General features: G+C 72.5%; 24 protein-coding genes and 1 pseudogene. 20 read left to right on the forward strand and 5 right to left on the reverse strand.

Annotation, left to right across the window (positions count from 1 at the left end; translation table 11 throughout):
- Window positions 1-30: 30 nt before the first annotated feature.
- Window positions 31-886: pseudogene (locus AB0G20_RS29050) on the forward strand (fructosamine kinase family protein).
- A 4-nt stretch (window positions 887-890) separates the two neighbouring features.
- Here the strand turns inward: AB0G20_RS29050 and AB0G20_RS29055 are convergent.
- Window positions 891-2,549, reverse strand: coding sequence for a catalase (locus tag AB0G20_RS29055; protein WP_361307371.1), 1,659 nt, complete (start codon window positions 2,547-2,549; stop codon window positions 891-893).
- A gap of 333 nt (window positions 2,550-2,882) precedes the next feature.
- Between AB0G20_RS29055 and AB0G20_RS29060 the strand changes: the two genes are divergently transcribed.
- A complete protein-coding gene (locus tag AB0G20_RS29060; RefSeq protein ID WP_361307373.1) occupies window positions 2,883-3,497 on the forward strand; it encodes a hypothetical protein in 615 nt (204 codons plus the stop codon).
- 55 nt (window positions 3,498-3,552) lie between these two features.
- Here the strand turns inward: AB0G20_RS29060 and AB0G20_RS29065 are convergent, their stop codons facing one another.
- Window positions 3,553-3,789 carry a hypothetical protein gene (locus tag AB0G20_RS29065; protein WP_361307375.1) on the reverse strand — a complete coding sequence of 79 codons (237 nt, stop codon included), beginning with the start codon at window positions 3,787-3,789 and terminating at the stop codon, window positions 3,553-3,555.
- Between the two features lie 330 nt (window positions 3,790-4,119).
- Between AB0G20_RS29065 and AB0G20_RS29070 the strand changes: the two genes are divergently transcribed.
- From AB0G20_RS29070 to AB0G20_RS29095, 6 genes are read left to right on the forward strand one after another with little or no spacing between them, the layout of a single operon-like run.
- The gene (locus tag AB0G20_RS29070; RefSeq protein WP_361307377.1) at window positions 4,120-5,703 is read left to right on the forward strand and encodes an ATP-binding protein; all 1,584 of its coding nucleotides are present in this window, start codon (window positions 4,120-4,122) and stop codon (window positions 5,701-5,703) included.
- Window positions 5,700-6,122 (forward strand): roadblock/LC7 domain-containing protein, encoded by a 423-nt coding sequence (locus AB0G20_RS29075; RefSeq protein WP_361307379.1) that lies wholly within the window; start codon window positions 5,700-5,702, stop codon window positions 6,120-6,122. Before AB0G20_RS29070 ends, AB0G20_RS29075 begins: the two co-directional genes overlap by 4 nt.
- Window positions 6,119-6,481, forward strand: coding sequence for a DUF742 domain-containing protein (locus tag AB0G20_RS29080; RefSeq protein ID WP_361307381.1), 363 nt, complete (start codon window positions 6,119-6,121; stop codon window positions 6,479-6,481). The genes AB0G20_RS29075 and AB0G20_RS29080 overlap by 4 nt, the downstream gene beginning before the upstream one ends.
- Window positions 6,453-7,079 carry an ATP/GTP-binding protein gene (locus AB0G20_RS29085; RefSeq protein WP_361307383.1) on the forward strand — a complete coding sequence of 209 codons (627 nt, stop codon included), beginning with the start codon at window positions 6,453-6,455 and terminating at the stop codon, window positions 7,077-7,079. The genes AB0G20_RS29080 and AB0G20_RS29085 overlap by 29 nt, the downstream gene beginning before the upstream one ends.
- Window positions 7,076-8,314 (forward strand): cytochrome P450, encoded by a 1,239-nt coding sequence (locus AB0G20_RS29090; RefSeq protein ID WP_361307385.1) that lies wholly within the window; start codon window positions 7,076-7,078, stop codon window positions 8,312-8,314. Before AB0G20_RS29085 ends, AB0G20_RS29090 begins: the two co-directional genes overlap by 4 nt.
- On the forward strand, window positions 8,311-9,537 hold the full coding sequence (locus tag AB0G20_RS29095) for a cytochrome P450 (RefSeq protein ID WP_361307387.1): 1,227 nt from the start codon (window positions 8,311-8,313) through the stop codon (window positions 9,535-9,537). The genes AB0G20_RS29090 and AB0G20_RS29095 overlap by 4 nt, the downstream gene beginning before the upstream one ends.
- A 233-nt stretch (window positions 9,538-9,770) precedes the next feature.
- Here the strand turns inward: AB0G20_RS29095 and AB0G20_RS29100 are convergent, their stop codons facing one another.
- Complete coding sequence (locus AB0G20_RS29100) at window positions 9,771-11,264, reverse strand: helix-turn-helix domain-containing protein (RefSeq protein ID WP_361307389.1); 1,494 nt, start codon at window positions 11,262-11,264, stop codon at window positions 9,771-9,773.
- Window positions 11,265-11,435: 171 nt separating this feature from the next.
- Between AB0G20_RS29100 and AB0G20_RS29105 the strand changes: the two genes are divergently transcribed.
- The 10 genes from AB0G20_RS29105 (at window position 11,436) to AB0G20_RS29150 (ending at window position 21,845) form a co-directional block, all read left to right on the forward strand.
- On the forward strand, window positions 11,436-12,056 hold the full coding sequence (locus AB0G20_RS29105; RefSeq protein WP_248511045.1) for an L-threonylcarbamoyladenylate synthase: 621 nt from the start codon (window positions 11,436-11,438) through the stop codon (window positions 12,054-12,056).
- Between the two features lie 148 nt (window positions 12,057-12,204).
- Window positions 12,205-12,960, forward strand: coding sequence for a dienelactone hydrolase family protein (locus tag AB0G20_RS29110; RefSeq protein WP_361307392.1), 756 nt, complete (start codon window positions 12,205-12,207; stop codon window positions 12,958-12,960).
- 120 nt (window positions 12,961-13,080) lie between these two features.
- Window positions 13,081-13,914: an MHYT domain-containing protein gene (locus AB0G20_RS29115; RefSeq protein ID WP_361307394.1), complete on the forward strand. Its 834-nt coding sequence runs from the start codon at window positions 13,081-13,083 to the stop codon at window positions 13,912-13,914.
- A gap of 46 nt (window positions 13,915-13,960) precedes the next feature.
- Window positions 13,961-15,466: a metallophosphoesterase gene (locus AB0G20_RS29120; protein ID WP_361307396.1), complete on the forward strand. Its 1,506-nt coding sequence runs from the start codon at window positions 13,961-13,963 to the stop codon at window positions 15,464-15,466.
- An 81-nt stretch (window positions 15,467-15,547) separates the two neighbouring features.
- Window positions 15,548-16,576 carry an LLM class flavin-dependent oxidoreductase gene (locus AB0G20_RS29125; protein WP_361307398.1) on the forward strand — a complete coding sequence of 343 codons (1,029 nt, stop codon included), beginning with the start codon at window positions 15,548-15,550 and terminating at the stop codon, window positions 16,574-16,576.
- A 642-nt stretch (window positions 16,577-17,218) separates the two neighbouring features.
- Window positions 17,219-17,329, forward strand: coding sequence for a keywimysin-related RiPP (locus tag AB0G20_RS29130; RefSeq protein WP_107047813.1), 111 nt, complete (start codon window positions 17,219-17,221; stop codon window positions 17,327-17,329).
- Between the two features lie 26 nt (window positions 17,330-17,355).
- Window positions 17,356-19,206, forward strand: a complete 1,851-nt coding sequence (locus AB0G20_RS29135; RefSeq protein WP_361307400.1) for a lasso peptide isopeptide bond-forming cyclase — start codon at window positions 17,356-17,358, stop codon at window positions 19,204-19,206.
- Window positions 19,207-19,252: 46 nt separating this feature from the next.
- On the forward strand, window positions 19,253-19,507 hold the full coding sequence (locus AB0G20_RS29140; RefSeq protein ID WP_361307402.1) for a lasso peptide biosynthesis PqqD family chaperone: 255 nt from the start codon (window positions 19,253-19,255) through the stop codon (window positions 19,505-19,507).
- Entirely contained in the window at window positions 19,504-19,941 is a 438-nt protein-coding gene (locus tag AB0G20_RS29145; protein WP_361307404.1) for a lasso peptide biosynthesis B2 protein, read from the forward strand. The genes AB0G20_RS29140 and AB0G20_RS29145 overlap by 4 nt, the downstream gene beginning before the upstream one ends.
- On the forward strand, window positions 19,938-21,845 hold the full coding sequence (locus tag AB0G20_RS29150; protein WP_361307406.1) for an ABC transporter ATP-binding protein: 1,908 nt from the start codon (window positions 19,938-19,940) through the stop codon (window positions 21,843-21,845). Before AB0G20_RS29145 ends, AB0G20_RS29150 begins: the two co-directional genes overlap by 4 nt.
- Before the next feature lie 344 nt (window positions 21,846-22,189).
- Here the strand turns inward: AB0G20_RS29150 and AB0G20_RS29155 are convergent, their stop codons facing one another.
- On the reverse strand, window positions 22,190-23,164 hold the full coding sequence (locus AB0G20_RS29155; protein WP_361307408.1) for a TauD/TfdA family dioxygenase: 975 nt from the start codon (window positions 23,162-23,164) through the stop codon (window positions 22,190-22,192).
- 147 nt (window positions 23,165-23,311) lie between these two features.
- Between AB0G20_RS29155 and AB0G20_RS29160 the strand changes: the two genes are divergently transcribed.
- Together AB0G20_RS29160 and AB0G20_RS29165 are read left to right on the forward strand one after the other, a co-directional pair.
- Window positions 23,312-24,142: an aldo/keto reductase gene (locus AB0G20_RS29160; RefSeq protein WP_361307410.1), complete on the forward strand. Its 831-nt coding sequence runs from the start codon at window positions 23,312-23,314 to the stop codon at window positions 24,140-24,142.
- A gap of 40 nt (window positions 24,143-24,182) precedes the next feature.
- Window positions 24,183-24,797, forward strand: coding sequence for a DNA polymerase ligase N-terminal domain-containing protein (locus AB0G20_RS29165; protein ID WP_361307412.1), 615 nt, complete (start codon window positions 24,183-24,185; stop codon window positions 24,795-24,797).
- A gap of 49 nt (window positions 24,798-24,846) precedes the next feature.
- On the opposite strand, the gene AB0G20_RS29170 is transcribed toward AB0G20_RS29165, so the two are convergent.
- Window positions 24,847-25,632, reverse strand: a complete 786-nt coding sequence (locus AB0G20_RS29170; RefSeq protein WP_361307414.1) for a sulfite exporter TauE/SafE family protein — start codon at window positions 25,630-25,632, stop codon at window positions 24,847-24,849.
- Between the last annotated feature and the right edge of the window lie 101 nt (window positions 25,633-25,733).

Below are 25,733 nucleotides of genomic sequence, written 5' to 3' on the forward strand. Positions count from 1 at the left end.
GGTCGAGCCCGGCGCTGAGAGGGAGTACGTATGACCGCCCGTGCGGATGTCGTGGCCCGGCTCACCGGGCGGGCGGTCAGCGATGAGCGGCCGCTGTCGAGAGGGCTCGCCGAGGTCACTCTCGACGACGGGCGGGTCGTGGTCGTCAAGCGGTCCGACGAGCCCGGGGCGGCGCGGGCCGAGGCCGCGGGGTTGCGATGGCTGGCCGCCGCCGGGAGCGTGCGGGTGCCGACGGTGCACGGGCACGAGGAGGGCTGGCTGGTCATCGACCGGGTTGCGCACGGGCGGCCGGGCCGGGAGGCGGCGGTGCGATTCGGGCGGGACCTCGCCGCGCTGCACGCCGCCGGGGCGCCCGCGTTCGGGGCGCCGCCGCCGGACGGGCCGGCCGACGCGTACATCGGGCTCGCGCCGATGCGCAACGAGCCCGGTGGCGACTGGCCGCGCTGGTACGCCGGGCAGCGTGTGCTGCCGTATCTGCGGCGGGCGGTCGACCAGGGCACGATCCGGGCCGGCGAGGCGGCCGTCGTGGAGCGTGTGTGCGAGCGACTGCCGGGGCTGGCGGGGCCGGCCGAGGCGCCCGCGCGGCTGCACGGCGATCTGTGGAGCGGCAATGTGCTGTGGGCGGCCGACGGGCAGGTGCGGCTGATCGACCCGGCCGCGCACGGCGGGCACCGGGAGACCGACCTGGCGATGCTGCACCTGTTCGGCTGCCCCCCAACTGGAGCGGGTGCTGGACGGCTACCAGGAGGTCGCGCCGCTCGCCGACGGCTGGGCGGAACGCGTCGGCGTGCACCAGCTGTTTCCGCTGCTGGTGCACGCCGTGCTGTTCGGCCGGGGCTACGCGGAACAGGCCCTCGCGGTGGCCCGCACGGCCCTGGCGGGGTGAGCGGTCAGCGCGTCACCACGTGCCGTTCGTCGGGGACGCAGTGGGTCATGGTGAGGCCCTCGACATCGCGCGGCTTGTTCTTGCCGAGGCCGGCCAGGCGTTCGCGGTCGTCGTCCGTGAGGTCCTGGCTCGCCAGCGGCTCCAGACCGGCCACGTCCTCCGGGCCGATGCCCAGGCCCTCCCCGACCCGCAGGCCGAGGTCGTTCTCGACCAGCAGGAAGTGCCAGACCATGCGCTCCTGGATCGCCCGGTCGCACTGGGACAGTTGACCGATGAAGTTCTTCACGAGGTCGTCGCGCTCCCACTCCTCCAGCAGCAGATAGCGCTGGCCTGCCTGGAGGTAGTCGTTGGTGCGGGGGATGCGCTTGCGGGTCAGCCGGCCGTGGATCTCGGGGCCCTGCTCGTCGTGGGTCGGGTAGCGGGCCTCGCGCAGGCCACCGGTGAGTGACGGCTCGTAGTTGACCTGCGGGTTCTCGCCTCCGCCGTCCACGTGGTAGGCCATCTGGCCGTCGCGCTGGTTCGTGTGCACGTCCGCGTTCTTGGCCTGGTTGACGGGGAGCTGCAGGTAGTTCGGGCCGACCCGGTAGCGCTGGGTGTCGCTGTAGGAGAAGGTCCGGCCGACGAGCATCTTGTCGTCGGAGAAGTCCAGGCCGTCGACGAGGACGCCGGTGCCGAAGGAGATCTGCTCGTTCTCGGCGAAGAAGTTCTCCGGCATCCGGTCGAGCACCATCCGGCCCACCGGCTTCGGCGGGAAGTCCTGCTCGGGCCAGGTCTTGGTGTCGTCCAGCGGGTCGAAGTCGAGCTCCGGATGGTCGTGGTCGTCCATCATCTGGACGAGCAGCTCCCATTCCGGGTGGTCGCCGCGGGCCACCGCCTCGTACAGGTCCTTGGTGGCGTGGCCGAGGGTGTCGGCCTGGACGTTGGCCGCGTCCTCCTCGGTCATGCTGCGCACGCCCTGCTTGGGCATCCAGTGGTACTTGACCAGCTTGGTCTCGCCGTCGGCGTTGACCCACTTGTAGGTGTTGACGCCGAAGCCCTGCATATGGCGGTAGTCGGCGGGGATGCCGCGCGGGCTGAACAGGTTGACCAGCATGTGCATGGCCTCGGGCGTCTGCGACATGAAGTCGAAGATGCGGCCGGGCTGCTGCTCGAAGGTCACCGGGTCGGGCTTGAGTGCGTGGATGACGTCGGGGAACTTGATGGCGTCGCGGATGAAGAAGACGCCCAGGTTGTTGCCGACCAGGTCCCAGTTGCCGTCCTCGGTGTAGAACTTCACGGCGAAACCACGCGGGTCGCGGGCGGCCTCGGAGGAGTCGCGTCCGCCGATCACGGTGGAGAAGCGGACCGCGACATCCGTCCGTTTGCCGCGCTCCTGGAAGAGTTTGGCCCGGGTGTAGCGGCTGATCGGCTCGTCGCCCCAGGTGCCGTAGGCCTCGAAGTGGCCGTAGGCCGTGACGCCGCGGGCGTGCACGACGCGCTCGGGGATGCGTTCCCGGTCGAAGTGGCTGATCTTCTCCAGGAACTGGTAGTTCTCCAGCGTGGCGGGGCCACGGGGGCCGACGGTGCGCTGGTTCTGGTTGTCGTAGACCGGATGGCCCTGGCGGTTGGTGAGTACCTTGCGGTCGTCGCCCGGAGCGGGGCCGGTACCGGATACGTCCGTCATGTGCGTGGGCTCCTTCGGCTCGTGGCCGGCGGCCGGCGGGGTCGGCGCCGCGAGCGGCCGCCCGGCTGGTCCTGGCGGGGCGGGCCGGGTACCCGGTGGGCCGGGGTCACTCACGTGCCTCGTGCCTCATCGGGCGGCGGTGCCGTCCCCGGGGCCGGGGGACGGCACCGCGGCTACGCTCCGTCACAGGTGGGGCCGGCGCCCCGCTCCTGCCTCGGGAAGCGACGGGCCAACTCGGCCGTGAATGCCCCTCGCGTGGGGATGGAAGGGTGGGCTGTCGGCAGCGTGGAATCCGCCAATGACAATCAGCGGCGGCGGGCACAAAGGAGAGGCATGCGGCACGTCTACTGGATCGGCGGTGGGAGCGGCGCGGGCAAGTCCACGATCGCCCGCCGGCTCGCCGACCGGCACGGCTGGCGTCTCTACGCGACCGACGACGTGATGGCGGATCACGCGCGCCGGACCAGCGCCGCCGAGGCGCCTTTCCTGCACGAGTTCATGGCCATGGACATGGACGAGCGGTGGGTCGACCGGTCCCCCGAGACCATGCTCGAGACGTTCCACTGGTTCCGGGGTGAGGCCTTCGGCCTGATCGTCGAGGATCTCGCGCGCATCCCGCCGAAGACGCCTGTCGTCGTCGAGGGATTCCGGCTGCTGCCGCACCTGGTGATGCCGCTGCTCACCGAGCCCGGACGCGCGGTATGGCTGCTGCCCACACCTGAATTCCGCCAGGTCGCGTTCAGGAGCCGTGCCACACCGGAGGGAAGGTTCACGCAGCGGACCGGTGATCCAGGGCGGGCGGACCACAACATCGCCGTACGGGACGCCCTGTTCACGATGCGGCTGCACGAGGAGACCGCTCGCCTGGGGCTGCCCGCCATCACCGTGGACGGCACGATGACGGAGGACGAACTCACAGAACGGGTCAGTGAGGTCTTCCGGCTCTGACACGCGAAAGGGTCCGGACCCTGGCAGGGTCCGGGCCCTCGGGGGCCGGCGAGCCTCAGCCTCCGTTGAGGCGTGCGCGCAGCAGTTTCTTGCCCAGTTCGGCGCCCTTGCGGCTGTCCGCCTGTGCCTTGCGGAACAGGTCCGCGACCTCGGTGTCCTTGGCGCGCTCCGCGTCCTGGATGTAGCTCTCCAGGCGCAGGGCATTGTTCAGGCACGCCTCGACATACCAGATGAGGTTGTAGTCCTTGTCCTGCGTACCGGTCACACCGCCGGTCTCCGATGCACTGCTCATGCGGGCCTCCTTCTCGCGGAGCGGACCTCTTCAGGTGCCGGACGGGTACCCGCCCTCCGGTCGGGCACACGACCCGCGTCCCTCACATGGAGTGATCGCTCCGCCACAACCGCAGGGCCGTTCGGTCAGACCCGTACGCACCACCAACTCCCCTCCCCGATACGGCAATCCAGACAGTTGCCCCGGATACCCACAGACACCGATCACTTTCGGAACGAAGTGGTGCTCCACCGTGCGAGACCGGTCGATGACGGTGTGTACTGTGCTGCGGGTGCCTCGCCAGAGCACCTCGGACCCAGCCCTGCCCGACTCCCTCCAGGAATGGACTCGATGATCGAAGTACCGGACCTGGCCGTCGGCGCCCTCGCCCTCGGCACACTGTCCGCGTTCGCCCTCGGCGGCGGGCTGCTCCGCTCACGGCGGCAACTGGCCGCGCAGCGCGCGAAGACGGCGGCACTGCGTGCGCAACTCGACGGCACCTCCCGGGTGTTCACCTCCGAGGTCGAGCATCTGGCGGCGCGGCGGGTGCCCGCCGCGGCCCGGCAGGCCGCACATTCCCACGTCACCGTGCCCGGCCCGCTGAACCCGCAACTCGCCGGTTCGCCCCTGGGGTTCGCCCTGGAACAGGTGCTGAAGGGGCTGCACACCGAGCTGGCCGCGCAGCGCACCCGGATCGACGCGGCCGCACAGGCCGGGATGCGCGGAGCCACCCGGGAGATCCAGGCGGCGCTGTACCGACTGCAGGACGCCCTGCGTGGGCTGCAACAGCGCTACGACGAACCGGAGTTGGCGCAGACGCTGTTCGAACTGGACCATGAGAACGAGCAGTCGCTGCGGCGCGCCCAGATCGCCGCGGTGGTGTGCGGGGCCTGGGTGGGGCTCGCCCGGGAGGAGTCCCATCTCGTGGACGCGGTGACGGGCGGTCAGGCCCGGCTCGCGGGATACCGGCGCGTCCGGGTCAACAACCACCTGGCGGCCGGTACGGCCCTGGTGTCCCACGCCGTCGAGCCGGTCGCCATCATCGTCGCCGAACTCCTCGACAACGCGCTCAGGCACTCCGCGCCGGACACCGACGTCGTGGTCAACCTCGAGGCCGTCCACCACGGCGTCTGCGTCACCGTGGACGACGCCGGCCTCGGCATGACACAGGACGAACGGGCCCGGGCCCAGCGGATGGTCGCCGGCTCGGATCCGATCCTGCTCACCGAGCTCGGCGACCCGCCGCGCATGGGACTCGCGGCCATCGGCCAGCTGACCCGGCAGTTCGATCTGAGCGTGGACCTGTCCTCCCCGTCGCCGTACGGCGGGGTGCGGGCGGTGCTGCGAGTCGACAGTCATCTGCTGACGCGGATCGACCCCGGGGAACTGCCTCCGGCGGCCAGCGCCCCGCGTCCGACCCGGAAGACGGCGGTGGGGGACGCGGAGAGGGTTCCCGCCTCGCCCCGCGGCGCCGAGCCGGGTGTGACCGCCCCCTCCCACCAGGCCGGCCCCGCCCCGGCTGCCGCCTCCGAGACCGCCGCGGGGCGCCGGAATCCCGAGCCGCTCCCCGTCACCACGGATCACGAGCACGGCTACGGCACGGAGCAGGACGACCGAGCGACCGCCCCGGCCCCGGGCCACCACAGCCCCGGGGACAGCGGCGGTCTCCCCCAGCGTCGTCGCCGCGGCCGCGCCACGGCCCCGTCCGGCCCCGCCGCGGCCGAGCCCGCGCCGCAACGCCGCCCCCGCCGCCCCGAGGAGTCCGCCGCCGCCCTCGGCGCCCTCCAGTCCGGCACCGCGGCGGCGCGGACCGCCGCCGGGTCGAACACCGGCGCCGTCCCAGCCGTACCTGAGGGTGCCCCGGCCGCGACCACGGCCGACGCGGCATCCGAGGAGACCGACAGCAACGACCACGAAGGGGGAACGGCTCGATGACCAGCCGCGCAGCGGGGGACACGGCATGGGTGCTCGAACCGGTCCTGGAGGTGCCGCACGTCGTGGCCGCCGTCCTGCTCACCCGGGACGGACTCGTCACCGGGTACACCGACGCGCTGTCGCGGCCGTCGGCCGAGCGGGTCGCGGCCATCACCAGCACCGTGCAGGGCGCCTGCCGTACCGCGGCGGCGGCGTTCGCCGACACCGACCGGGCCGAGATCCGGCAGGTCGTCATCGAGTCGGACCACGGTTATGTGCTCATCGTGCCGACGGACCACGGCACCTGCGTCGCCGCGTACGGCGATCCCGAGGTGCGGCTGGACCTGCTCGCCCACCGGGTGCACTCGCAGGTCGCGCGGCTGGGCGAGAAGGCGATGACGGCCGGGCCCCGAGGTGCCGACGGCGACGCTCCGGCATGACGGGCCGCCGAGGCGGCCGTCCCCTGGTTCCCGCGTACCTGTCGACCGGCGGGGTGGCGCGGCCCAGCCGTGCGCATCTGGAGCGGTTGTCGGTCCTCACCGGCAGTGGTGAGCCGGCCCCGGCCGACCTGCCCGCCGCCCAGGCGGCCCTGCTGGAGGAGCTGGAGCACGGGTCGCTGACGGTGCTGGAGGCTGCGGCCCTGCTGCGGCTGCCGGTCTCCGCGGTGCTGGTACTGGCCGCCGACCTCCTCGACCGCGACCTGGCACTGGCCCGTGCGCCGATCCCGCCCGCCCGGCGCTTCGACCCCGACCTGCTGAAGAGAGTGGCCGATGGCCTCCGCGACCTCAAGCGCCGTTGACGCCCAGCCCGGCGGTACGGACATCCACCTGCCCGACACCGCCCAGGACTTGGTGAAGATCCTGATCACAGGGCCTTTCGGGGTGGGCAAGACCACCCTGATCCGCTCCGTCTCCGAGATCCGCCCCCTGCACACGGAGGAGCAGCTCACCGAGGCGTCCGCGCAGGTCGACGATCTCGCCGGGGTACGGGACAAGTCGACCACCACGGTCGCCATCGACTTCGGCCGGATCAGCCTGCCGGGCGGCGTCGTGCTGTACCTGTTCGGCACGCCCGGCCAGGAGCGGTTCCGGTCGCTGTGGAACGACATCGCCTACGGGGCGCTCGGCGCACTCGTCCTGGTCGACGCTCGCCGGATCGACGCCTCGTTCGACGTGCTGGGGCTGGTGGAGGAGACCGGACTGCCGTACGCGGTCGCCTTCAACACCTTCCCCGACGCTCCCCGCCACCACACGCCCGAGCAGTTGCGCGCCGCCCTGGACCTGGAGCCCACGACCCCGATGGTGACCTGCGACGCGCGGGAGGCGAACTCCTCGATCGACGCCCTGCTCGCGCTGGTGCAGCATCTGATCGACCACCACCCCCCGGAGCCCCGGTGACCCACCCCTCCCCCGCCGAGCAGGCCTTCTCCCTCGCGGCGCCCGTCCGCCTCTGGGAGGACGGCTTCGCCCGCGACCCCCACCCCTACTACGCCGCCCTGCGCGCCCAGGGCCCGGTCGGCTGGGCGGAACTCGCGCCCGGTGTGCCGGCGTACGTCGTCACGGACCGGCGGGCGGCGCTGGAGCTGCTGCACGACACGGAGACGTTCTCGCACGATCCCCGGCCGTGGGAGGCGAACGTCCCCGACGACTCGCCGGTGCTGGGCATGATGCGCTGGCGGCCCAACACGCTGTTCGCGGACGGGGCCGCCCATCTGCGCTACCGCACCTCGCTGATCGACGCGTTCGACCTGGTGGAGCCGCACGACCTGCGGGCCCGGGTGCACCGGGCGGTGCATCTGCTGGTGAGCCGGATCGGGCCGCGCGGCGAGGCCGACCTGGTGGGCGAGTTCACCCGGCCGCTGATGGCGCTGGTGTTCAACAGCCTGTTCGGGCTGCCGGACAGCGCGAGCGACCGGCTCGACGCCGCGCTGGGCAAGCTGATCGAGGGCGGCGCCCAGGCGGCGGAGGGCGAGGCCGAGTTCGGCGGGTACGTGCTGGAGCTGATCGCCGCCAAGTCCGAGCAGCGGGGCGACGACCTGCCGAGCTGGCTGCTGGACCATCCGGCGGGGCTGACCCCCGAGGAGGTCACCTGGCAGGTGTTCCTCACCCTCGGCGCGGGGCACGAGCCGACGGCCAACCTGGTGTCCAACGCGCTGTCCCGCATCCTCGGCAATCCGGCCTACTACTCGACGCTGACCAGCGGCGCCCGCCCGGTGACGGACGCGGTGCTGGAGGTCCTGCACCACGAGACGCCGCTCGCCAACTACGGCGTCCACTACGCCCGTACGCCGCTCACCTTCCACGGCGTGTGGATCAGGGCCGCGGTGCCGGTGGTGATCTCCTACGGGGCGCTCGCCTCGGCCGCCGAGCAGGAGCGCGGCGAGGACCGCCACCCGTCCGACGCCTCGCATCTGTCCTGGTCGGCCGGCCCGCATGCCTGCCCGGTCAAGCAGCACACCCTGCTCATCGCCACCGAGGCGATCGAACGGCTCACCCAGTGGCTGCCCGACCTCGAACCCGTGCTGCCCCGCGCGCGCCTGACGTGGCGGCCAGGTCCGTTCCACCGCTCGCTGACGGCGCTGCCCGTCCGTTTCAGCCCCCGCTCCCCCGACCAGCCAGGAGGACGACCGTGACCGTGACCGACCGCATCGCTCTGGACCCGCTGGGTGCCGACATCGCCGCCGAGAGCGCCCGCCTGCGCGCCCTCGGCCCGATCGTGCCCGTGGAGCTGCCCGGCGGCATCCCGGCCTGGGCACCCACGCGTTACGACACGCTGAAGGAGCTCATCCTCGACCCGCGGGTCAGCAAGGACCCGCGGCTGCACTGGCGGCTGTGGCCCGAGATCGCCGAGAAGCCGTCCTGGGCCTGGATCCTGGGCTGGGTCGGCGTGGTGAACATGCTCTCCGCCTACGGACCGGACCACACCCGGCTGCGCAAGCTGGTCGCGCCCAGCTTCACGCACCGGCGGACCGAGGCGATGCGGCCCCGGGTCGAGGCGATCACGGCGGAGCTGCTGGCCGCTCTGGAGGCCGCCGACGGCGAGGTCGTGGACGTCAAGGAGAGGCTCGCGCATCCGCTGCCGATGCGGATGATCTGCGAACTCATGGGTGTGCCCGACGAGTTGCGGGAGGACACCGGACGGCTCATCGCGGCCCTCATGGACACCTCCGATCCGAGCCCGGAGCGCGCGGCGTCCGTGCAGCGGCAGATCGGGACGGTGCTGCCGGCCCTGATAGCCCACCGGGCCGCGCACCCCGGAGACGACATGACGACCGAGCTGATCCGGGTCCGGGACGAGGACGGCGACCGGCTGAGCGACGAGGAGCTGCTGTACACGCTGCTGCTGGTGATCGGCGCCGGGTTCGAGACCACCGTGAACCTGATAGGCAACGCGGTCGTCGCCCTGCTCCGCCGCCCCGAACAGCTGGCGGCCGTCCGGTCCGGGGAGATCGGCTGGGACGCCGTCGTCGACGAGACGCTGCGCGCGCACCCGTCGATCGCGTCGCTGCCGCTGCGGTTCGCCGTCACCGATCTCGCCGTCGGCGATGTGACGATCCCGGCCGGCGACGCCATCATCACGACGTACGCCGCCGCGGGGCTCGACCCCGAGCACTACGGGCCGGACGCCGACCACTTCGACGCCACGCGTGCCGCCGACGACCATCTGGCGTTCGGCATCGGCGTCCACCGCTGCATCGGGGCGCCGCTGGCCCGGCTGGAGGCCCTGACCGCCCTGCCGGCGCTGTTCGACCGGTTCCCCGGCCTGTGCCTGGCCGAAGGCGACGAGGGCTTGCGGCAGGTGCCGTCGTTCATCGCGTTCGGCTGGCAGGAGATCCCGGTGCGGCTGCGGAGCTGACGCCCCCGGGAGGGATGCCGCCTCGCAGAGCAGCGCGCGGGAGCGCGACCGGTCCCCCGTTCCGGTCGAGCCCCCGCGGTGAGTTGAACTTACGTCCATGGCAGAGGCCTTGTGAACCGTGTCGATGCCCGCTGCACGCTCAGCGGGGCTCACCCGTGCACAGCTGAGTCCGGATGGCCCGGTTTCGTCCCGCCCGGATCCGGCCAACGGGTTGCCCCGGAGGCAAACCAGGCTCACGCCGGACGCCGGAATACCGGCAGGTCGAGTTCGCCCACGGCCAGGTGCGCCAGCACGACCTCGTACAGGTCGGTGCCCGCGGCGAGGAGCTGGCGCTCCAGGACGGGTTCGGCGCTGCGGACGTGCTCGCGCACGGTCTGGGCGTGCATGCCCAGTGCCTGCGCGGCCCGTTCGGCGTTGCCGCCTGCGGCGATCCAGGTGCGCAGCGTCCGGCGCGGATTCCTGGCGTCGGCGTCCAGCCGGCCCAGCAGGTCCTGCGCCCAGGTGCGTACGGCGGAGCCGGACAGCAGGTCGGCGAGCCGCAGCCCGGGGTCCCCGGTGTCGTCGGCGGACCTGGCGTCGGGCAGGCCGATCTGGGTGTTGACCGCCAGGTGGACGACCGCTCGGACCGTGAGGTCGGTGAAGTCGGTGCCGAGCAGGGTCTCGACGCGTTCCATGCGGGCGCGGACGGTGTTGCGGCTGACGCCGAGGACCTTGGCGGCGTTGACGGCGGTGAACTCGAGGCCGAGCCGGTTGGTGGCGAGGAGTTCGGCGCGGGTGTGGTGCGGCAGTGTGTCGAGCGGGCGCAGCACCCGGGACGTCCAGCCGCGCAGCGCCACCGGGTCCATCAGGCGTTCCGGATGGGTGCGCTCGGCGTAGACGGCCGTCTTGTCGGGCCGGAAGTGCGCCACGGCGAGGGCGCTGACGGCCTGTCCGTAGGCGGTGGCGGTCCGGGCGAGGCTCTGCCGCACGCTGCCGCCGAGGAAGAGGTCCGGATGCCGTCCGACCAGGGAACGCAAGGCGTCCCCCGTGGCCTCCCGGGGGCTGACGACGATCACGTGTCCGTCCATGGCCGGGCAGCGCACGACCAGGGCGTCCTCCCGGGTGCTGTCCAGGCACTCCTCGGCGATGCGGTCGCGCAGGGCGGGAGCGGACTCGACGACGTACACGCACGCCGTCTCGGCGTCGAGCAGGCCGGGCCAGAGTCCGGCGGCGACGCGGCGGGCGGCGATGGTGTCCTCGACCATGAGCAGTTGCAGGATCGCCAGGCGCAGGTCGGCGGTGGCCCGGCGCAACCGGTGCCCGGCGGAGGTCGACTCGCTCGCCGTCAGCAGCAGCTCGATCACCTGGGCGGTGTGCGTGACGATGTCGGAGGCCCGCCGGTCGAAGGGGCCCTGCCGGGAGACGGCCAGTACGCACGTGTCGGACGGGTGCTCCACCCTGACCAGACGCAGGTGCCGCTCCCGGCTCTGCCAGGCCGCGGAGGCGATCCGGCCGGCGGTGATGTCCGTGACCAGGTCCTCGTCCAGGGGGAGCCGGTTTCCGGCGACGAGGTTCCCGGCGGCGTCCTGCAGGGCCACGGTCGCGCCCAGGGTGCCGGCGAGCCAGGCGACGACCCTGCGGACATCGCGCCCGGCCGGGCGCAGGTGCTCGAGCAGTTCCTCCGCCCACGCCGGTTCCGTGCCGGCCTGCGTCTCCCGCTGCCGGTTCCCGTCCTCTCGGCCTGTCACCTCGGCCTTCCCCTCGTTTCTCGCGCCGCTTCCGGCACACCGGTCGGGGACGTTACCTCACGTCCCTGGGGCTCTCGCTCCGGCCCGAACGCCGGACGGCGGTGGCCCGGGTCCCGGGGGCCCGGCCCCCTCCTGCGCCGCCGACCCGCACCGGCGGCATAAGCTCGACGGATGGCGAAGTACTACGACGTGCACCCCGACAACCCCCAGCCCCGCACCATCGGCCAGATCGCCGACAGCATCCGCGCCGACGCTCTTGTCGCCTACCCCACGGACTCCTGCTACGCACTGGGCTGCCGCCTCGGCAGCCGGGACGGCATCGACCGGATCCGTACGATCCGCAAGCTGGACGACCGGCACCACTTCACCCTCGTGTGCCAGGACTTCGCGCAGCTCGGCCAGTTCGTGCGGATCGACAACGACGTGTTCCGCGCGATCAAGGCGTCGACGCCCGGCAGCTACACGTTCATCCTGCCCGCGACGAAGGAGGTGCCGCGCATGCTGCAGCACCCCAAGAAGAAGACGGTCGGCGTGCGCATCCCCGACCACGTCGTCACTCAGGCCCTGCTCGCCGAGCTCGGTGAGCCGCTGCTGTCCAGCACCCTGCTGCTGCCCGGCGAGGAGGAGCCGATGACGCAGGGCTGGGAGATCAAGGACCTGCTCGACCACGTGCTGGACGGGGTGGTCGACTCCGGCGACTGCGGCACCGAGCCGACGACGGTCATCGACTTCTCCGGCGGGGAGGCCGAGGTGGTGCGGCACGGCGCGGGCGACCCCTCGCGGTTCGAGTAAAGCGCGGACCAAGGGCCGTTCACGGTTCAACCGTGTGACGGGGGTGGGCGAAATGCCCCGGGAACGGACGTGTCACGATGACCATGATCCGCCCGGTCACGCGGACGGGTTCCTGGCCCCCCACCCCCCGCAGAGAGGCAGCCCAGCCATGACCGCCGTACAGGGCACCGCCGTCGACATCCCCACCGAGGACGGCACCGCCGACGCGTATCTGGCCCACCCCGCCGACGGGGCCGCCCACCCGGCGGTCCTGTTCTTCATGGACGCCTTCGGTCTGCGTCCGCAGCTGCGGTCCATGGCCGACCGGCTGGCCGCCGAGGGCTACACGGTGCTGGTGCCGAACGTGTTCTACCGGCACGGTCGCGCCCCGCTGTTCGATCTGCCCGAGTTCATCGACCCGGGGGCGCGTCCGGAGATATTCGAGCGCATCGTGCCGGTCATGCAGGCCCTGACGCCCGACCTGGCGATGCGGGACGCAGGTGCCTGTCTGCGCTGGCTGGCCGAGTCCCCGGCCGTGGCCGAGGGTCCGGTCGCGCTGACCGGCTACTGCATGGGCGCCCGGCTCTCGCTGCTCACCGCTGGCACCTACCCGGAGCGGGTCGCCGCCGCGGCCGGCTTCCACGGCGGGCGGCTGGCCACGGACACCCCGGACAGTCCCCACCTGGTGGCCGGCAAGGTCACCGCCGAGCTGTACTTCGGCCACGCCGATCAGGACCACTCCCTGCCCGAGGACCAGATCGAGCGACTGGAGGAGGCCCTGACGGCGGCGGGCGTGCGCCACACGTGCGAGGTGTACACGGGCGCACCCCACGGTTTCACGCAGGCCGACACCGCGTCGTACCACCAGGAGGGCGACGAGCGGCACTGGTCGGCGCTGCTCGACCTGCTGAAGCGTACATTCTGACCTCAATCGACTCTTGCGGAACGAGAGTTGGCGGCCTACCGACGGTAAGGGCTTGCTTTCCCGAGATCCCTGCGCGTAGACCTTGCTGAAAACCAGCCATGACTCGGGGGGAGTTGGCTCATGGACGGCACGGTCGACGGGTTTCGCTACGGTGCGGTGACTCCGGTGGCGGCCTATCTGATGGCCTGTCTGGGAGGGGCGCTGGGGCTGCGATGCATCGTGCGCACGCTGCTCGACGCGCGTTCCTTCAGGGCGGGCTGGCTGGCGTTAGGCGCCGCCTCCATCGGCTGCGGCATCTGGACGATGCACTTCATCGCCATGATCGGCTTCCACGTGGAGGAGACCCGGATCCGCTACGACGCGGCCACGACGGTGCTCAGTCTCGTCGTGGCCGTCGCCGTAGTGGGTGTCGGCGTGTTCATCGTCGGTCTCCGCGGCACGAGCGGCGCCACGCTGGCGGTCGCGGGGGCGGTTACCGGACTCGGCGTCGCGGGCATGCACTACCTCGGCATGGCGGCGATGCGGCTGAACGGCGACGTCGGCTACGACCCGGTCGGTGTCACGCTGTCCGTGCTGATCGCCATCGCCGCCGCGACCGCCGCGCTGTGGGCGGCCGTGACCATCCGCGGCTTCCTGACGAGCCTCGGAGCGAGCCTGGTCATGGGCGTGGCGGTGTCCGGGATGCACTACACGGGCATGGCCGCCGTAAGCGTCCATGTGCACGACATGACCGGCGGGACCTGGGAGGGTGACTCGCCCACGTCCCTGCTGCTGCCGATGCTGCTGGGGCCGGTCGTCTTCCTGCTGCTGGCCGGGGTCGTGGTGATGTTCGATCCGCTGCTGGTGCTGGGCGAGCGGCCGTCCGCATCCCAGCCGGACGCCCAGCACGCCAACTCCACGGCCAGGAAGCGCCCTTCGCGGCGTGCGGCGGCATCGTCCGCGCGTGTACGGTGAACAGCCTGCTGCGGACGGGTCATGAGCCGATTGTTACGGTGCACCGGTGTCTGACTCCTCACGCGATACCGCCGAAGGCGCCGGCTGGGGTACCACCGAACGGGGCGCGTACCGGCAGTTGATGCCGCCGAAGGTGGAGAAGATCTCCTGGCTGAACCCCCGGATGCTGTGGGTCGCCCGCAACGGCGTGCTGGCCTCCTGGTTCGGGGACCCGACCGGCCGGACCCGCAGCCGGTGGGTGGCGCAGCGGGTGGCCTCCGGCGCACCGGCCGACAAGGTGATCCGGCGCGACGACCCGGACCGGTTCTCGTTCCTGGTCATCGGCGACACCGGCGAGGGCGACGACCCCCAGTACGCCGTCGTGCCAGGCTTTCTGAAGACCGGTCAGGACACCCGCTTCGCCGTGCTGGCCAGTGACGTGATCTACCCGGTGGGCAGCGCGGACGACTACGACACCAAGTTCTTCCGCCCCTACCAGGACTATCAGGCGCCGATCTACGCGATACCCGGCAACCACGACTGGTACGAGGACCTCGGCGGCTTCATGCGCGTCTTCTGCGACGACGCCCCTCCCCTGCCGCCCGAACCCCGTCCGCGACCGCTCACCCGGGCCTGGCTGCGGACGCTGCTGTGGCACCGGCCAGGCCCGGACGAGGGGCACCGTCTCACCGGGGCCCGCAAGTTGCGCTCCACCGCCGCGCAACAGGCCGTCCAGCCGGGCCCGTACTGGGCGATCGACGCCGGCCCGGTGCGGATCATCGGCATCGACACGGGCCTGCTCGGCACCGTCGACGCCGAGCAGGGCGCCTGGCTGCGCGAGGTCTCCCGGGGGCCCCGCCCGAAGATCCTGGTCACCGGCTCGCCCCTGTATGTGGACGGCCGGCGCGAGCCGTGCGCCATCGAAGGGGGTGGCACCGTCGACGACATCGTCCGCGACCCGGATCACCACTATGTGGCGGCGATCGGCGGCGACATCCACAACTACCAGCGCTACCCGGTCCGGCTGGACGACGGACGCACGCTCCAGTACGTCGTCGCGGGCGGGGGCGGAGCGTTCATGCACGCCACCCACACGATCCCCCGCGTCAACGTCGGGGGCGTCGCCGAGCAGGACTTCCGCTGCTACCCGCTGCGCGGCGACTCCCTGGCCTTCTACAGCCGGCTCTACGGCCGCCGGCTGAGGCTGCGGCGGTTCTTCACGCTCACCGAGGCCGAGGCGACCGCCGTGATCGCCGAGCGCCTCGGCATCAAGCCCACGCGTACCCCGGGCGCCTCGACCCGCGTCACCCGGCGCGTCCGCCTGGTCGCCGGGCTGCTCGGCACCGGCCGCCGCCCGGACAAGGCCAAGCGGTTCCGGCTGCCCGTGCGGAAGATCTACACGTCGTTGTTCTCGCCGAGCTCGGCGACGTACAGCCCGCCGTTCTTCAAGTGCTTCCTGCGCCTGGACGTCTCCCCGGAGTCGGTCCGGCTGCGCTGCTACGCGGCCACCGGCAACCTCGCCCAGGAGGTCGCCCCGCCGGTCGAGGACGAGGTGACGATTCCGCTGCGCTGACCGGGCGGGACGGGAACAGCACGGGCGCCCGCCGGGTTGGCACGACCGTAGGGCCATTGAAGGTTCAATGAGGGAGGGCTCGTGCCACCGACCCCGCGACCGCTGCGCAAGCTGGGTTTCCTGACCATCGGGCTGTTCGACGCGACGGACCCGCGCCGGGGCCACGAGTCCACGCTGGAGATCATCGAGCTGGGCGAGCGGCTCGGCTTCGACAGCGCGTGGGTGCGGCACCGGCATCTGCAGTACGGCATCTCCTCCCCGGTCGCCGTCCTGTCGGCGGCGTCCCAGCGAACCCGCCGTATCGAGCTGGGCACGGCGGTCATCCCGCTCGGCTGGGAGAACCCGCTGCGGCTGGCCGAGGACCTGGCCACCGTGGACCTCCTGTCGGGCGGACGGCTCAACCCGGGGGTGAGCGTGGGCCCGCCGATGCACTTCGACCAGGTCAAGGGCGCGCTCCACCCGGACACGGCCGATGCCGAGGACTTCGGCTACGGGCGGCTGGAGCGGCTGCTGGACTTCGTGCGGGGCAAGCCGGCGACGGACTTCAGCGGGGTCGAGGGCTTCGAGGTCTTCTCGGACCAGGTGCAGCCGCACTCCCCCGGTCTGGGGAGCCGCCTGTGGTACGGCGGCGGCAGCCTGCGGTCGGCCCGATGGGCCGGCGAGCACGGCATGAACCTCCTCACCAGCAGCGTCGTGAAGGCCGAAGAGCCCGAGGGCCCCTACGACTTCGCGCAGATCCAGCTCGCGCAGATCCGCGCCTTCCGCACCGCCCACCCCGACGGCGAGGCCGCCCGGGTCTCGCAGGGCCTGGTCGTCATCCCCACGGACTCCGCGTCGCCCGAGCAGCGCGCACGCTACGAGGAGTACGCCGCCCAGCGCACTCCCCGGACCACCTCACCCCAGGGCCCGGCACGGCTGCTGTTCGCGCCGGACCTGGTGGGCACCTCGGCGGAGATCGCCGAACGGCTGCACGCGCACGCCGCGTTCCGGGAGGTGGACGAGGTGGCGTTCGCCCTGCCCTTCACCTTCGAGTACGAGGACTATGTGCAGATCCTCACCGACATGGCGACGAAGCTGGGCCCGGCCCTGGGATGGCAGCCGGGTAGCTAGGGTCTGTCGTTTGGATCAGGTCGCAGGGAGGCGACGGTGCTGTTCAACGCCGGTGAGCGGGGTCTGGTGCGTGCAGCTGCAAGGCGGAGGAGGGAGTCGACGCGGAGCGTCGGCGACCGACGACAACGCGGCAGATGCGCGTGCCAGACCCCGCGTCTGCGGCCTGATCCAAACGACAGACCCTGGGGCTGTCGGTGCCGTCCTCGGCAAGTAGCTCGGTGACTTCCGAGCCGACTCGGGAACTTGCGAGCCGAGGGGAGCACGGCCCGGTCGCGGAGTGCGCCCCGGAGGCGCCCCACCCGCGCCGTCGCCGGACCCGTGTCGGCAGGTGCCGTGAGCATCTGCCGGAGGCGCATGTCAAAACGTTCATGCGGACCTTTTCACACCTGGGCCGCACCATCGGTCGGCGCCGACCCCGGCCGAACGAGAGCCGGCGCACCACCCGATTGATTCGGATTTTGCATATGATCCGAGCTTCCCGAGGACTCTTGCCTTGATCCCCCGCTCTGCAGCTAGCTGGTGATGCGTCCGCTTCCCGGCCCGGGTTCCCGATGAGCCCGGCGCCGACCGGCAGCACCCGGGCCCGTTCCCAGGGCCGTCGGTCAGGGATGCGGTGTGCGAACCTGCACGTGAGGAGTAGTCGTGAAGAAGGCATACGAGGCACCGACGCTCGTCCGGCTCGGTACGTTCCGGAAGGAGACGGGGCTCCTCCAGCGCTCCGGCAACGACCGGCTGATCCTGAGCAAGAACTGACGACCGACGGTCCTTGACCCGACGTCATGACTGAACTGCACGAAAGTGCGGGGACGGGCCCCGGCGACGCGCACTTCGCGGTCTTCACGGACCGTGCGGACGCGGCCGCCGTGGCCCGCTCCTTCGCCCGCCCCGGAAGCCGGACCCTCGCGCACGCGTCGGGCCGGCCCTGGCTGGTCGGCCACTGGCACGACGACGACATCGTCACGGCGAGCGTCGGCAGCGCCTCACTCGCCGTCGTCGGCTGCTGCCCGATCGACGCCGACGAACTGCGGCACCGGGCCGAACGGTTGCGTGATCTCGCGGAGCTCGACGCGCTGGCCCGGTCCCTCCCCGGCAGTTTCCACCTCGTCGGCGCCCTCGACGGCCGGATCAGGGTGCAGGGCACGGCCTCCGGACTGCGGCTCGTCTTCCACGCGGAGATCGACGGCGTACGCGTGGCCGCGACCCGCGCCGACACCCTGGCCACCGTCCTCGGCTCGGAGCCCGACGTGGGGGAACTGGCCGTACGGCTGCTGTGGCCCGCCCCGTACCCGCTGTTCGAGACCTCGATGTGGCGGGCGGTCACCGCCGTTCCCCCACAGGACGCCGTGCTCGTCGCCGCGGACGGGCGCACCGTACGGCACACCCGGTGGTGGACGCCGCCGGAGCCCGTCCGGCCGCTCGCCGATGCGGCTCCCCTGATCCGGACGGCACTGGAGGAGGCCGTCGGCGCGCGTACCCGGCTGGGCGGCGTGGTGAGCTGCGATCTGTCCGGGGGCCTGGACTCGACCTCCGTCTGCTTCCTGGCCGACCGCTCCCCCGCCCGCGTGGTGGCCAGTACGTGGCCCGGGCGGGATCCGGCGGACACCGACCTGGCCTGGGCCGAGCGGGCGATGCGGTACCTGCCGGACGTCGAGCACGTGGTCTGGGACGCCGACGCCTCGCCGCTGGTCTACGAGGATCTGCTCGGCATCGACGACCTCCTCGACGAACCCACCATCGGCGTCATGGACCGTTCCCGGGTGCTGCACCACCTGCCCGGCCTCGCCGCGCGCGGCAGCCGGTTGCACCTGACCGGCATCGGCGGCGACCACGTGGCATGGTGCTCCGAGGCGTACTACCACCGGCTGTTGCGCACCCGTCCGCTGTTCGCCCTGCGCCAGCTGCGCGGATTCCGGGCCCTGTGGCAATGGCCGCTCGGCGGCACACTGCGCGCTCTCGCCGACTCCCGGCCGTACCGGAGGTGGCTCGGCGACGCCGCCGGTGACCTGCGTGGCCCGTTGCCCCCGTCCGTCGCGACGGGTCTCGGCTGGGGCATGACCCCGCGCCTGTTCGACTGGGTGACTCCCGAGGCCGAGCGGATGGCGCGCCGGGCACTGCTCGACGCGGCGGCGACGACCTCTCCGCTGCATCCGGACCGCGGGCTCCACACCGACCTGGAGCAGATCCGCTCGTGCGCCCGCGTCATCCGGCAGTGGGACCGGATGGCGGCCCGCGCAGGCCTGCCGATGGCCTCCCCCTTCCTGGACGACCGCGTCGTCGAGGCGTGCCTGTCCGTACGTCCGAGCGAGCGCGTCACACCCTGGCGGTACAAGCCCGTCCTGAGCGCCGCGATGCGCGGGATCGTGCCCGAGGAGTGCCTGCAGCGCAGCAACAAGGCCACGGCCTCCATGGACGCCTCCAACGGACTGCGCGAACACCGTGCCGACCTGCTGGCCCTGTGGGAGGACTCACGGCTGGCGGAGCTGGGCCTGGTGGACGGCGCCGAGCTGCGCCGCCTCGCCCGGCGGCCCGCCTCCCCGGGGCTCTCCGACGCCATCCTCTACTCCACGATCGCCGCGGAGGTGTGGCTGCGCGGGCTCACCCGCCGCCGCGCCCATGTCCCGCAACCCTGACCGCACACCCCGTCAGATACGTCAGACACGTCAGAAAGGCCCTCACATGCCCCTGCGGTTGGGCGACAACGTCTCCACGGCCGAGACCGACTACGGCACCGTCCTGCTGGACGAACGGGGCGGTTCCTACTGGGAGTTGAATCCGACGGCCACCTTGGTGGTGCGGACGCTGCTGGACGGTGGCGAGGAGGCGGACGCGGTCGCCGCCCTGGTCCGGGAGTTCGACATCGACCGGGCGCAAGCCCTCCAGGACGTGGAGACGCTCGTCCGCGAGCTGCGCGAGTCGGGGCTCGCCTCATGACGACGCCCAGCGCGCTGGAGCGGCCCACCGGTGTGCCCCTGGCCCGTCGCATGGCCGCCCGCCTCGTCCTGCTCCCCGCCGTCGCCCTCGCTCTGCTGCCGCCCCGCCACATCCGCACGGTGCTCGGCATCCTGCGGCGCGGCGCCGCACCGGCGAGCACCGGCCAGGCCCAGAGCGCACGCGACGCCATGTGCGCCGTCAGCCTGCGCTGCGCCGGGCCGAAGGGGTGCCTGCCGCGCTCCCTGGGAGCGGCACTGCTGTGCCGGCTGGGCGGAACCTGGCCGACCTGGTGCACCGGCGTGCGGGTCACCCCGCCCTTCACCGCCCACGCCTGGGTCGAGGCCGAGGGCCATCCCGTCGGCGAGGGAGTCCCGCAGGGCTACTTCGCCCGGCTGGTGACCGTGGCCCCGCTGCCGGGGCCTGCCGACCGATGACCGGCACGACGGTCCCGCACGGCGGCCGGGCCGCGACCACCGAAGCCGAATCCAAAGGCGGAGCCGGCAAGTCCACCTTGGCGGCGGTGGCCACGATGTACCGGCTCACCGCCGGGCATCGCAGCGCCATCGCCGTGGCCAGCGTGCTGACCCTGGTGGGCTCCGCCCTGGGACTGGCCCAGCCGCTCGTCGCCAAGCAGGTCGTGGACGCCAGTGGCCACGGACAGGTCATCTGGCCGCTGCTGGTCCTCCTGGGCACGCTGTTCGTCGTCGAGGCGGCGACGGGGGCGGCGGGGCGCTTCCTTCTGGAACGGATGGGAGAAGGCGTCGTACGCCAGCTCCGGCACGGGCTGGTGGGCCGGCTGCTCCGGCTGGAGATGAGGGAATACGACCGCCACCGCAGCGGCGACCTCATCTCCCGGGTGACCGCCGACACCACCCTGCTGCGGGAGGTCGTCTCGCAGGCCCTGGTCGATCTCGTCACGGGAAGCCTGGTCGCGGCCGGGGCGCTCGCCCTCATGGCGTGGCTGGACCCCCTGTTGCTGCTCCTGGTCGTCGTGACCGTGGCGGCGTCGGCCGTTGTGGTCGCCTCACTGCTCACGGGCATCAGGCACGCGTCCGAACACATGCAGGGCTCGGTCGGTGCCGTCGCCGCCGATCTCGAACGCGCGCTGTCCGCTCTGCCGATGGTCCGTGTGCACCGGGCCGAGGAGCGGGAGGCGGCCGGGATCGGCGCCCGCGTGGACGCGGCCTACGGCGCGGGCGTGCGCACCGCGAAGCTCGCCTCCGTGATGAGCTCCGCCGTCGAACTCGCCGTGCAGGGCTCCTTCCTCATCGTCCTGGTCGTCGGCGGCCTGCGCGTCGGCGGTCAGGCCGGCTCCCTCGGCGACCTGGTCGCGTTCCTGCTGTACGCCTCGTACCTGGTCCTGCCGTTGTCCTCCGTCTTCCGCGCGGTGGGCCTCGTCCAGCGCGGGATGGGCGCCTACCAGCGCATCGACGAGGCGCTCCGCCTCCCTGTGGAACCCACCGCACCCCGGAGCGCGACAGTCCGCGCACCCGCACCGCGGCCGACAGGACCGTCCGGCACCCGCGAACAGCCCGTCCTCGCCCTGCGCGACGTCCATTTCGGCTACGACCCGGAGCTGCCGGTCCTGCGCGGTGTGTCGTTCGCCGTCCCGCAGCGCCGGCAGGTGGCCCTGGTGGGGCCGTCCGGAGCCGGCAAGAGCACGGTGTTCGCCCTGGTCGCGAGGTTCTACGAACCGAATGCGGGCACCTTGCTCTTCAGGGGGCGGCCGGCGACCGAACTCACTCGCGGGGACTGCCGCCGGGGCATCGCCGTGGTCGACCAGAACACCCACGTGGTCCACGGCACCTTGCGCGACAACATCACCTACGCCGTGCCCGACGCCACGGAGGCGGAGATCCGGCGCGTCGTCGAACTGGCCCGGCTCGAAGAGGTCGTCGACCGGCTGCCCGGGGGGCTGGCCGCCGTCATCGGTGAACACGGCTGCAACCTCTCCGGTGGCGAACGCCAACGTGTCGCCCTCGCAAGGGCGTTGCTGGCCCGGCCCGCACTGCTGCTGCTGGACGAGCCGACCTCGCACCTCGACGCGATCAACGAGTCTGCGCTCACCACCGTCATGAAGGACGTCGCCCAGGAGTGCGCCCTGCTGGTCATCGCCCACCGTCTGTCCACCGTGCAGCACGCCGACCACATCGTGGTGCTCCGGGACGGCCGCTCGGTCGCCGGCGGACGTCACGAGGAACTGCTGGTCAGCAGCGCCCTCTACCGCGAACTGGCCGCGAGCCAGATGCTCCGGGCGGCTGGGCGGCCCGAGAGAAGGGGGTCCGACCAGGACAGGTGCCCTTCAGGCGCCCCCACCGGTGACGGCGGACCGGCCTAGGCGGTTTCGCAGGCCTGCCGCCGGCTTGGCGTCGCTGACCGACGACGCCGGCGCGTTGGCCGGCCACACCGGATCCGCGGCACGGCCCTGCCACGCTTGGCGTCGCAGGCCTGCGGCGTCAAGCCTGCGGCCGGGCACACCGGGAGCGGCCGGGCCCGGCACCGGTCCGGCCCCCGGACAGTCGGCACTCCCGGTGACCCGCCACATCCCGGCCCGGGCCGGGGCGGCGCCGGCCTACGGTGCCCCCTTCCCAGCTCCCCCGGGTGAGCGGCACCAGCACGCGCCGCTCCGCCCGAGTCACCGACGAGGGCGCTCGCAGCCCGGCCCTCCGGCCCGCCCGCGGGTCACCAACGGCCCGGCGCGGTCCCGGTGATCGGTTCCGACGCCGTGCCGTCCACCCCTACTGGCACGTCCCCGGCGAGCATCACGCGGTGCATGATTCGCGGATGGTCGAGATGGGCGGTGTCCCCGGGGGCCAGGTGCATGGTGGCGCGGTTGTCCCAGAACGCCACGCTGCCCGGCTCCCAGCGGAACCGGACCGTGTACTCGGGCCGGACCGCCTGCTCCAGCAGCATCTCCAGGATCGCGGCGCTCTCGGGCCGGGAGAGGCCGGCGATCTGCTCGACGTAGTAGCCGTTGACGTACAGGATCCGCTCGCCCGTCTCCGGGTGGACGCGCACCAGGGGGTGCATGGAGGCGACCTGACGGTCCAGCAGGTGCCGGACGTACGCGTCGTCGCCGGGCCGGGGCTGGTAGCCGACGCCGAGCCGGTGTTCGGCCCGCAGCCCGTCGACGAACTGCCGCAGCGGGGCGGAGAGTCCGGCGTACGCCGCCGCAAGGTTCGACCAGGTGGTGTCGCCGCCGTAGGGCGGTACGGTCTCGGCGCGCAGGATCGTCGCCGCGGGTGGGTCGATACGGGCGCCGTGGTCGCAGTGCCAGCCGCGCAGCAGGGTGTGGCGGCGGCGGCGCAGCCACTCGTCGTGCTCCATCCCGAACCGTCCGCCCAGCTCCAGCCGGTCGGCGGTCGTCTCGATCTCGGGGAAGTCCGGGGGCGAGGCCTTGCCGCGCCGGGGCAGCACCACGGTCTCACCGAACCGGCGCGCGAACGCCACGTGCGCGGCGTGGTCCAGCCGCTGGCCCCGGAAGAACACCACCTTCCACCGCAGCACCGCCGCCCTGATCGCGGCGACCACGGCGTCGTCGAGGTCCGCCGCCAGATCGACCCCGCTGATCTCGGCCCCGATGTACCCGGCCACCGGCTTCACCTCCACCCCGGCCTCCCGCGCCGCCTCGTTCGTCGTCCGGCTGTCCGTCGTCATGAGCGCTCCGCTGGTCGTGGGCGTGGTGTTCGCTTCCCGAAGATCGTGACAGCGATCTCCGTCCGAGGCGACCAGCTGTCCGGTTGATCATTGCTCCCCCTGTCCGTGACCCTGGAGGGACGACACAGTCCATGGGAAGGTCCGACGGTGATCAGCATCCCGACGCACACGCTCAACGACGGTACGACGCTCCCCGCCCTGGGTCTTGGTACCTGGCCGCTCGGCGACGACGAGGCGCAGCAGGCGGTGCTCTCGGCCCTGGAGGCGGGCTACCGCCTGATCGACACGGCGACGAACTACCGCAACGAGACGGGGGTCGGCCGCGGTGTGGCCTCCGGCGTGGTGCCGCGCGAGGAGATCGTCGTGACGACGAAGCTCCCCGGCCGGCACCACGGCTACGAGGAGACGTTCGCCTCCTTCGAGGAGTCCCGGGCCCGCCTCGGCCTGGAGTACGTCGACCTGTACCTGATCCACTGGCCGCTGCCGCGCGTGGACCGGTACGTCGATTCGTGGAAGGCCATGATCAAGCTGCGCGAGGAGGGGCTCGTGCGGTCGATCGGCGTCTCGAACTTCACGGCCGGGCACATCGAGCGGCTGGAGAAGGAGACCGGGGTGCTGCCCTCGGTCAACCAGATCGAGCTGCATCCCCTCCTGCCGCAGGACGACCTGCGCGCCTTCCACACGGGCAAGGGCATCGTCACCGAGAGCTGGAGCCCGCTGGGCCGGGGCACGCCCCTGCTGGAGGACCCCGTCGTGGCGCGGATCGCCGAGGCGCACGGGGTGTCGCCCGGGCAGGTCGTGCTGCGCTGGCACACGCAGCTCGGCGCGGTGCCCATCCCCAAGTCGGCGAACCCCGAGCGGCAGCGCGCCAACCTCGACGTCTTCGGCTTCGAGCTGAGCGAGGACGAGATGCGGGCCGTCGCGGACAGGCAGCAGCAAAGGGTCGGCGGGGACCCCGAGGTGCACGAGGAGTTCTGACGGGTACCCGGGGCGCCCGCGAGGCGGGAAGGAGCCGCAGGTGGCTGAGCGGGACCGGCTGCGGGACTACCGCGGCAAACGCGACTTCGACCGGACCGGCGAGCCCCGGGGACGCGGTGCGTCCGCCGGGGACAGGCCCCGGTTCGTGGTGCAGATCCATGACGCAAGCACGATGCACTTCGACTTCCGGTTGCAGGTGGACGACGTGCTGAAGTCGTGGTCGATCCCCAAGGGCCCCTCGGCGGACCCGAAGGACAAGCGGCTGGCCGTGCCCACGGAGGACCATCCGCTGGAGTACGAGAAGTTCGAGGGCGTGATACCGCGCGGCGAGTACGGCGGCGGCACGGTGATCGTCTGGGATTACGGCACGTACGAGCCGCTGAGCCACGACCGCGAGGGCCGGCCCGTCGACTTCGCGGAGTCGCTGGAGCGCGGGCACGCCACGTTCCGGCTGAGCGGTTCCAAGCTGCACGGCGAGTACGCCCTGACCCGGTTCCGCAGCGGCCGGAACGGCGACGGCGAGGACGCCTGGCTGCTCGTGAAGCGGGCCGGGGGCACGGCTCGGCCGCACGGGGCTCCCGATCCCCGCCGGGCGCGCTCGGCCAAGTCCGGCCGCACGCTCGCCCAGGTCGTGTCGGACACGGCCGGGGAATGAGCGGGTGAGGGCCGCTGCCCCTCGTGACCGCGGAGGTCGATCGAGCGGGTCAGCGCAGGGCGTTGACCGCGTAGAGCGTGCCGAGTGCGGTGGCCAGGGTGCCGAGGAGGAGCCGGAGGAAGGTCTCGGGCAGGCGCGGCTGGAGGCGGGCGCCGAGGTAGCCGCCGATGAGGCCGCCCAGACCGCAGGCCAGTCCGAGGGCCCAGTCGGGGGCGATGCTGCCGCGGTGGGCCAGGGACAGCAGGGCGTAGGTGGAGGCGCCGACCACCGAGGTGGCGAAGGTGGAGGCGAGCGCCGCCGGGGCGACCTTGGCGACGGGAACACCACGCCCGACCAGGACGGGGCCGAGGATCGAGCCGCCGCCGATGCCGTAGACGCCGCCCACGACCCCGACCATGAGCGCCAGGGCGGTGACGGTACGGGGTGCGGGTTCGGGACGTCGCTCCTCGGGGCGTGCCGGGCGCAGGGTCCGGGCGATGAGCCAGGTGCCGAGCGGCAGCATCAGCACGGCGACCAGGAGGCGAAAGACGCGTGGGCCCGGAAGGGCGAACACGCGGATGACCGCTCCGAGGACCACGCCGGGCAGGGTGCCCAGCACCAGGAGCCGCACGAGCGGTCCGGCCAGGGCGCCGTCCCGTCGATATCGCAGCAGGGCACCGGGCCCCGCCACCACGTTGTAGAGCAGATTCGTGGGCGTGACGGCCGGGTTGGGCACGGCGAAGACGCTGAGCTGCACCGGCAGCAGGAACACTGCCCCGGACACGCCGACCGGGGCGGTCACCACGGCTATCAGCATCCCGACCGCGAGACCGGCCGCCCCCAGCTCCCACTCCACTCGATGCCCCCGCGTCGCCGTCGGCCGATGCTGTCGTGTCCCGTTCGCCCTCCCGCGACAGCCTAGATTCGCCCGCCTCTCGCCGCGGAGGCACCCAGCGG

Origin of the sequence: Streptomyces sp. NPDC024017, from assembly GCF_040638895.1 — a bacterium.
In the GTDB taxonomy this organism is placed as follows: Bacteria; Actinomycetota; Actinomycetes; order Streptomycetales; family Streptomycetaceae; genus Streptomyces.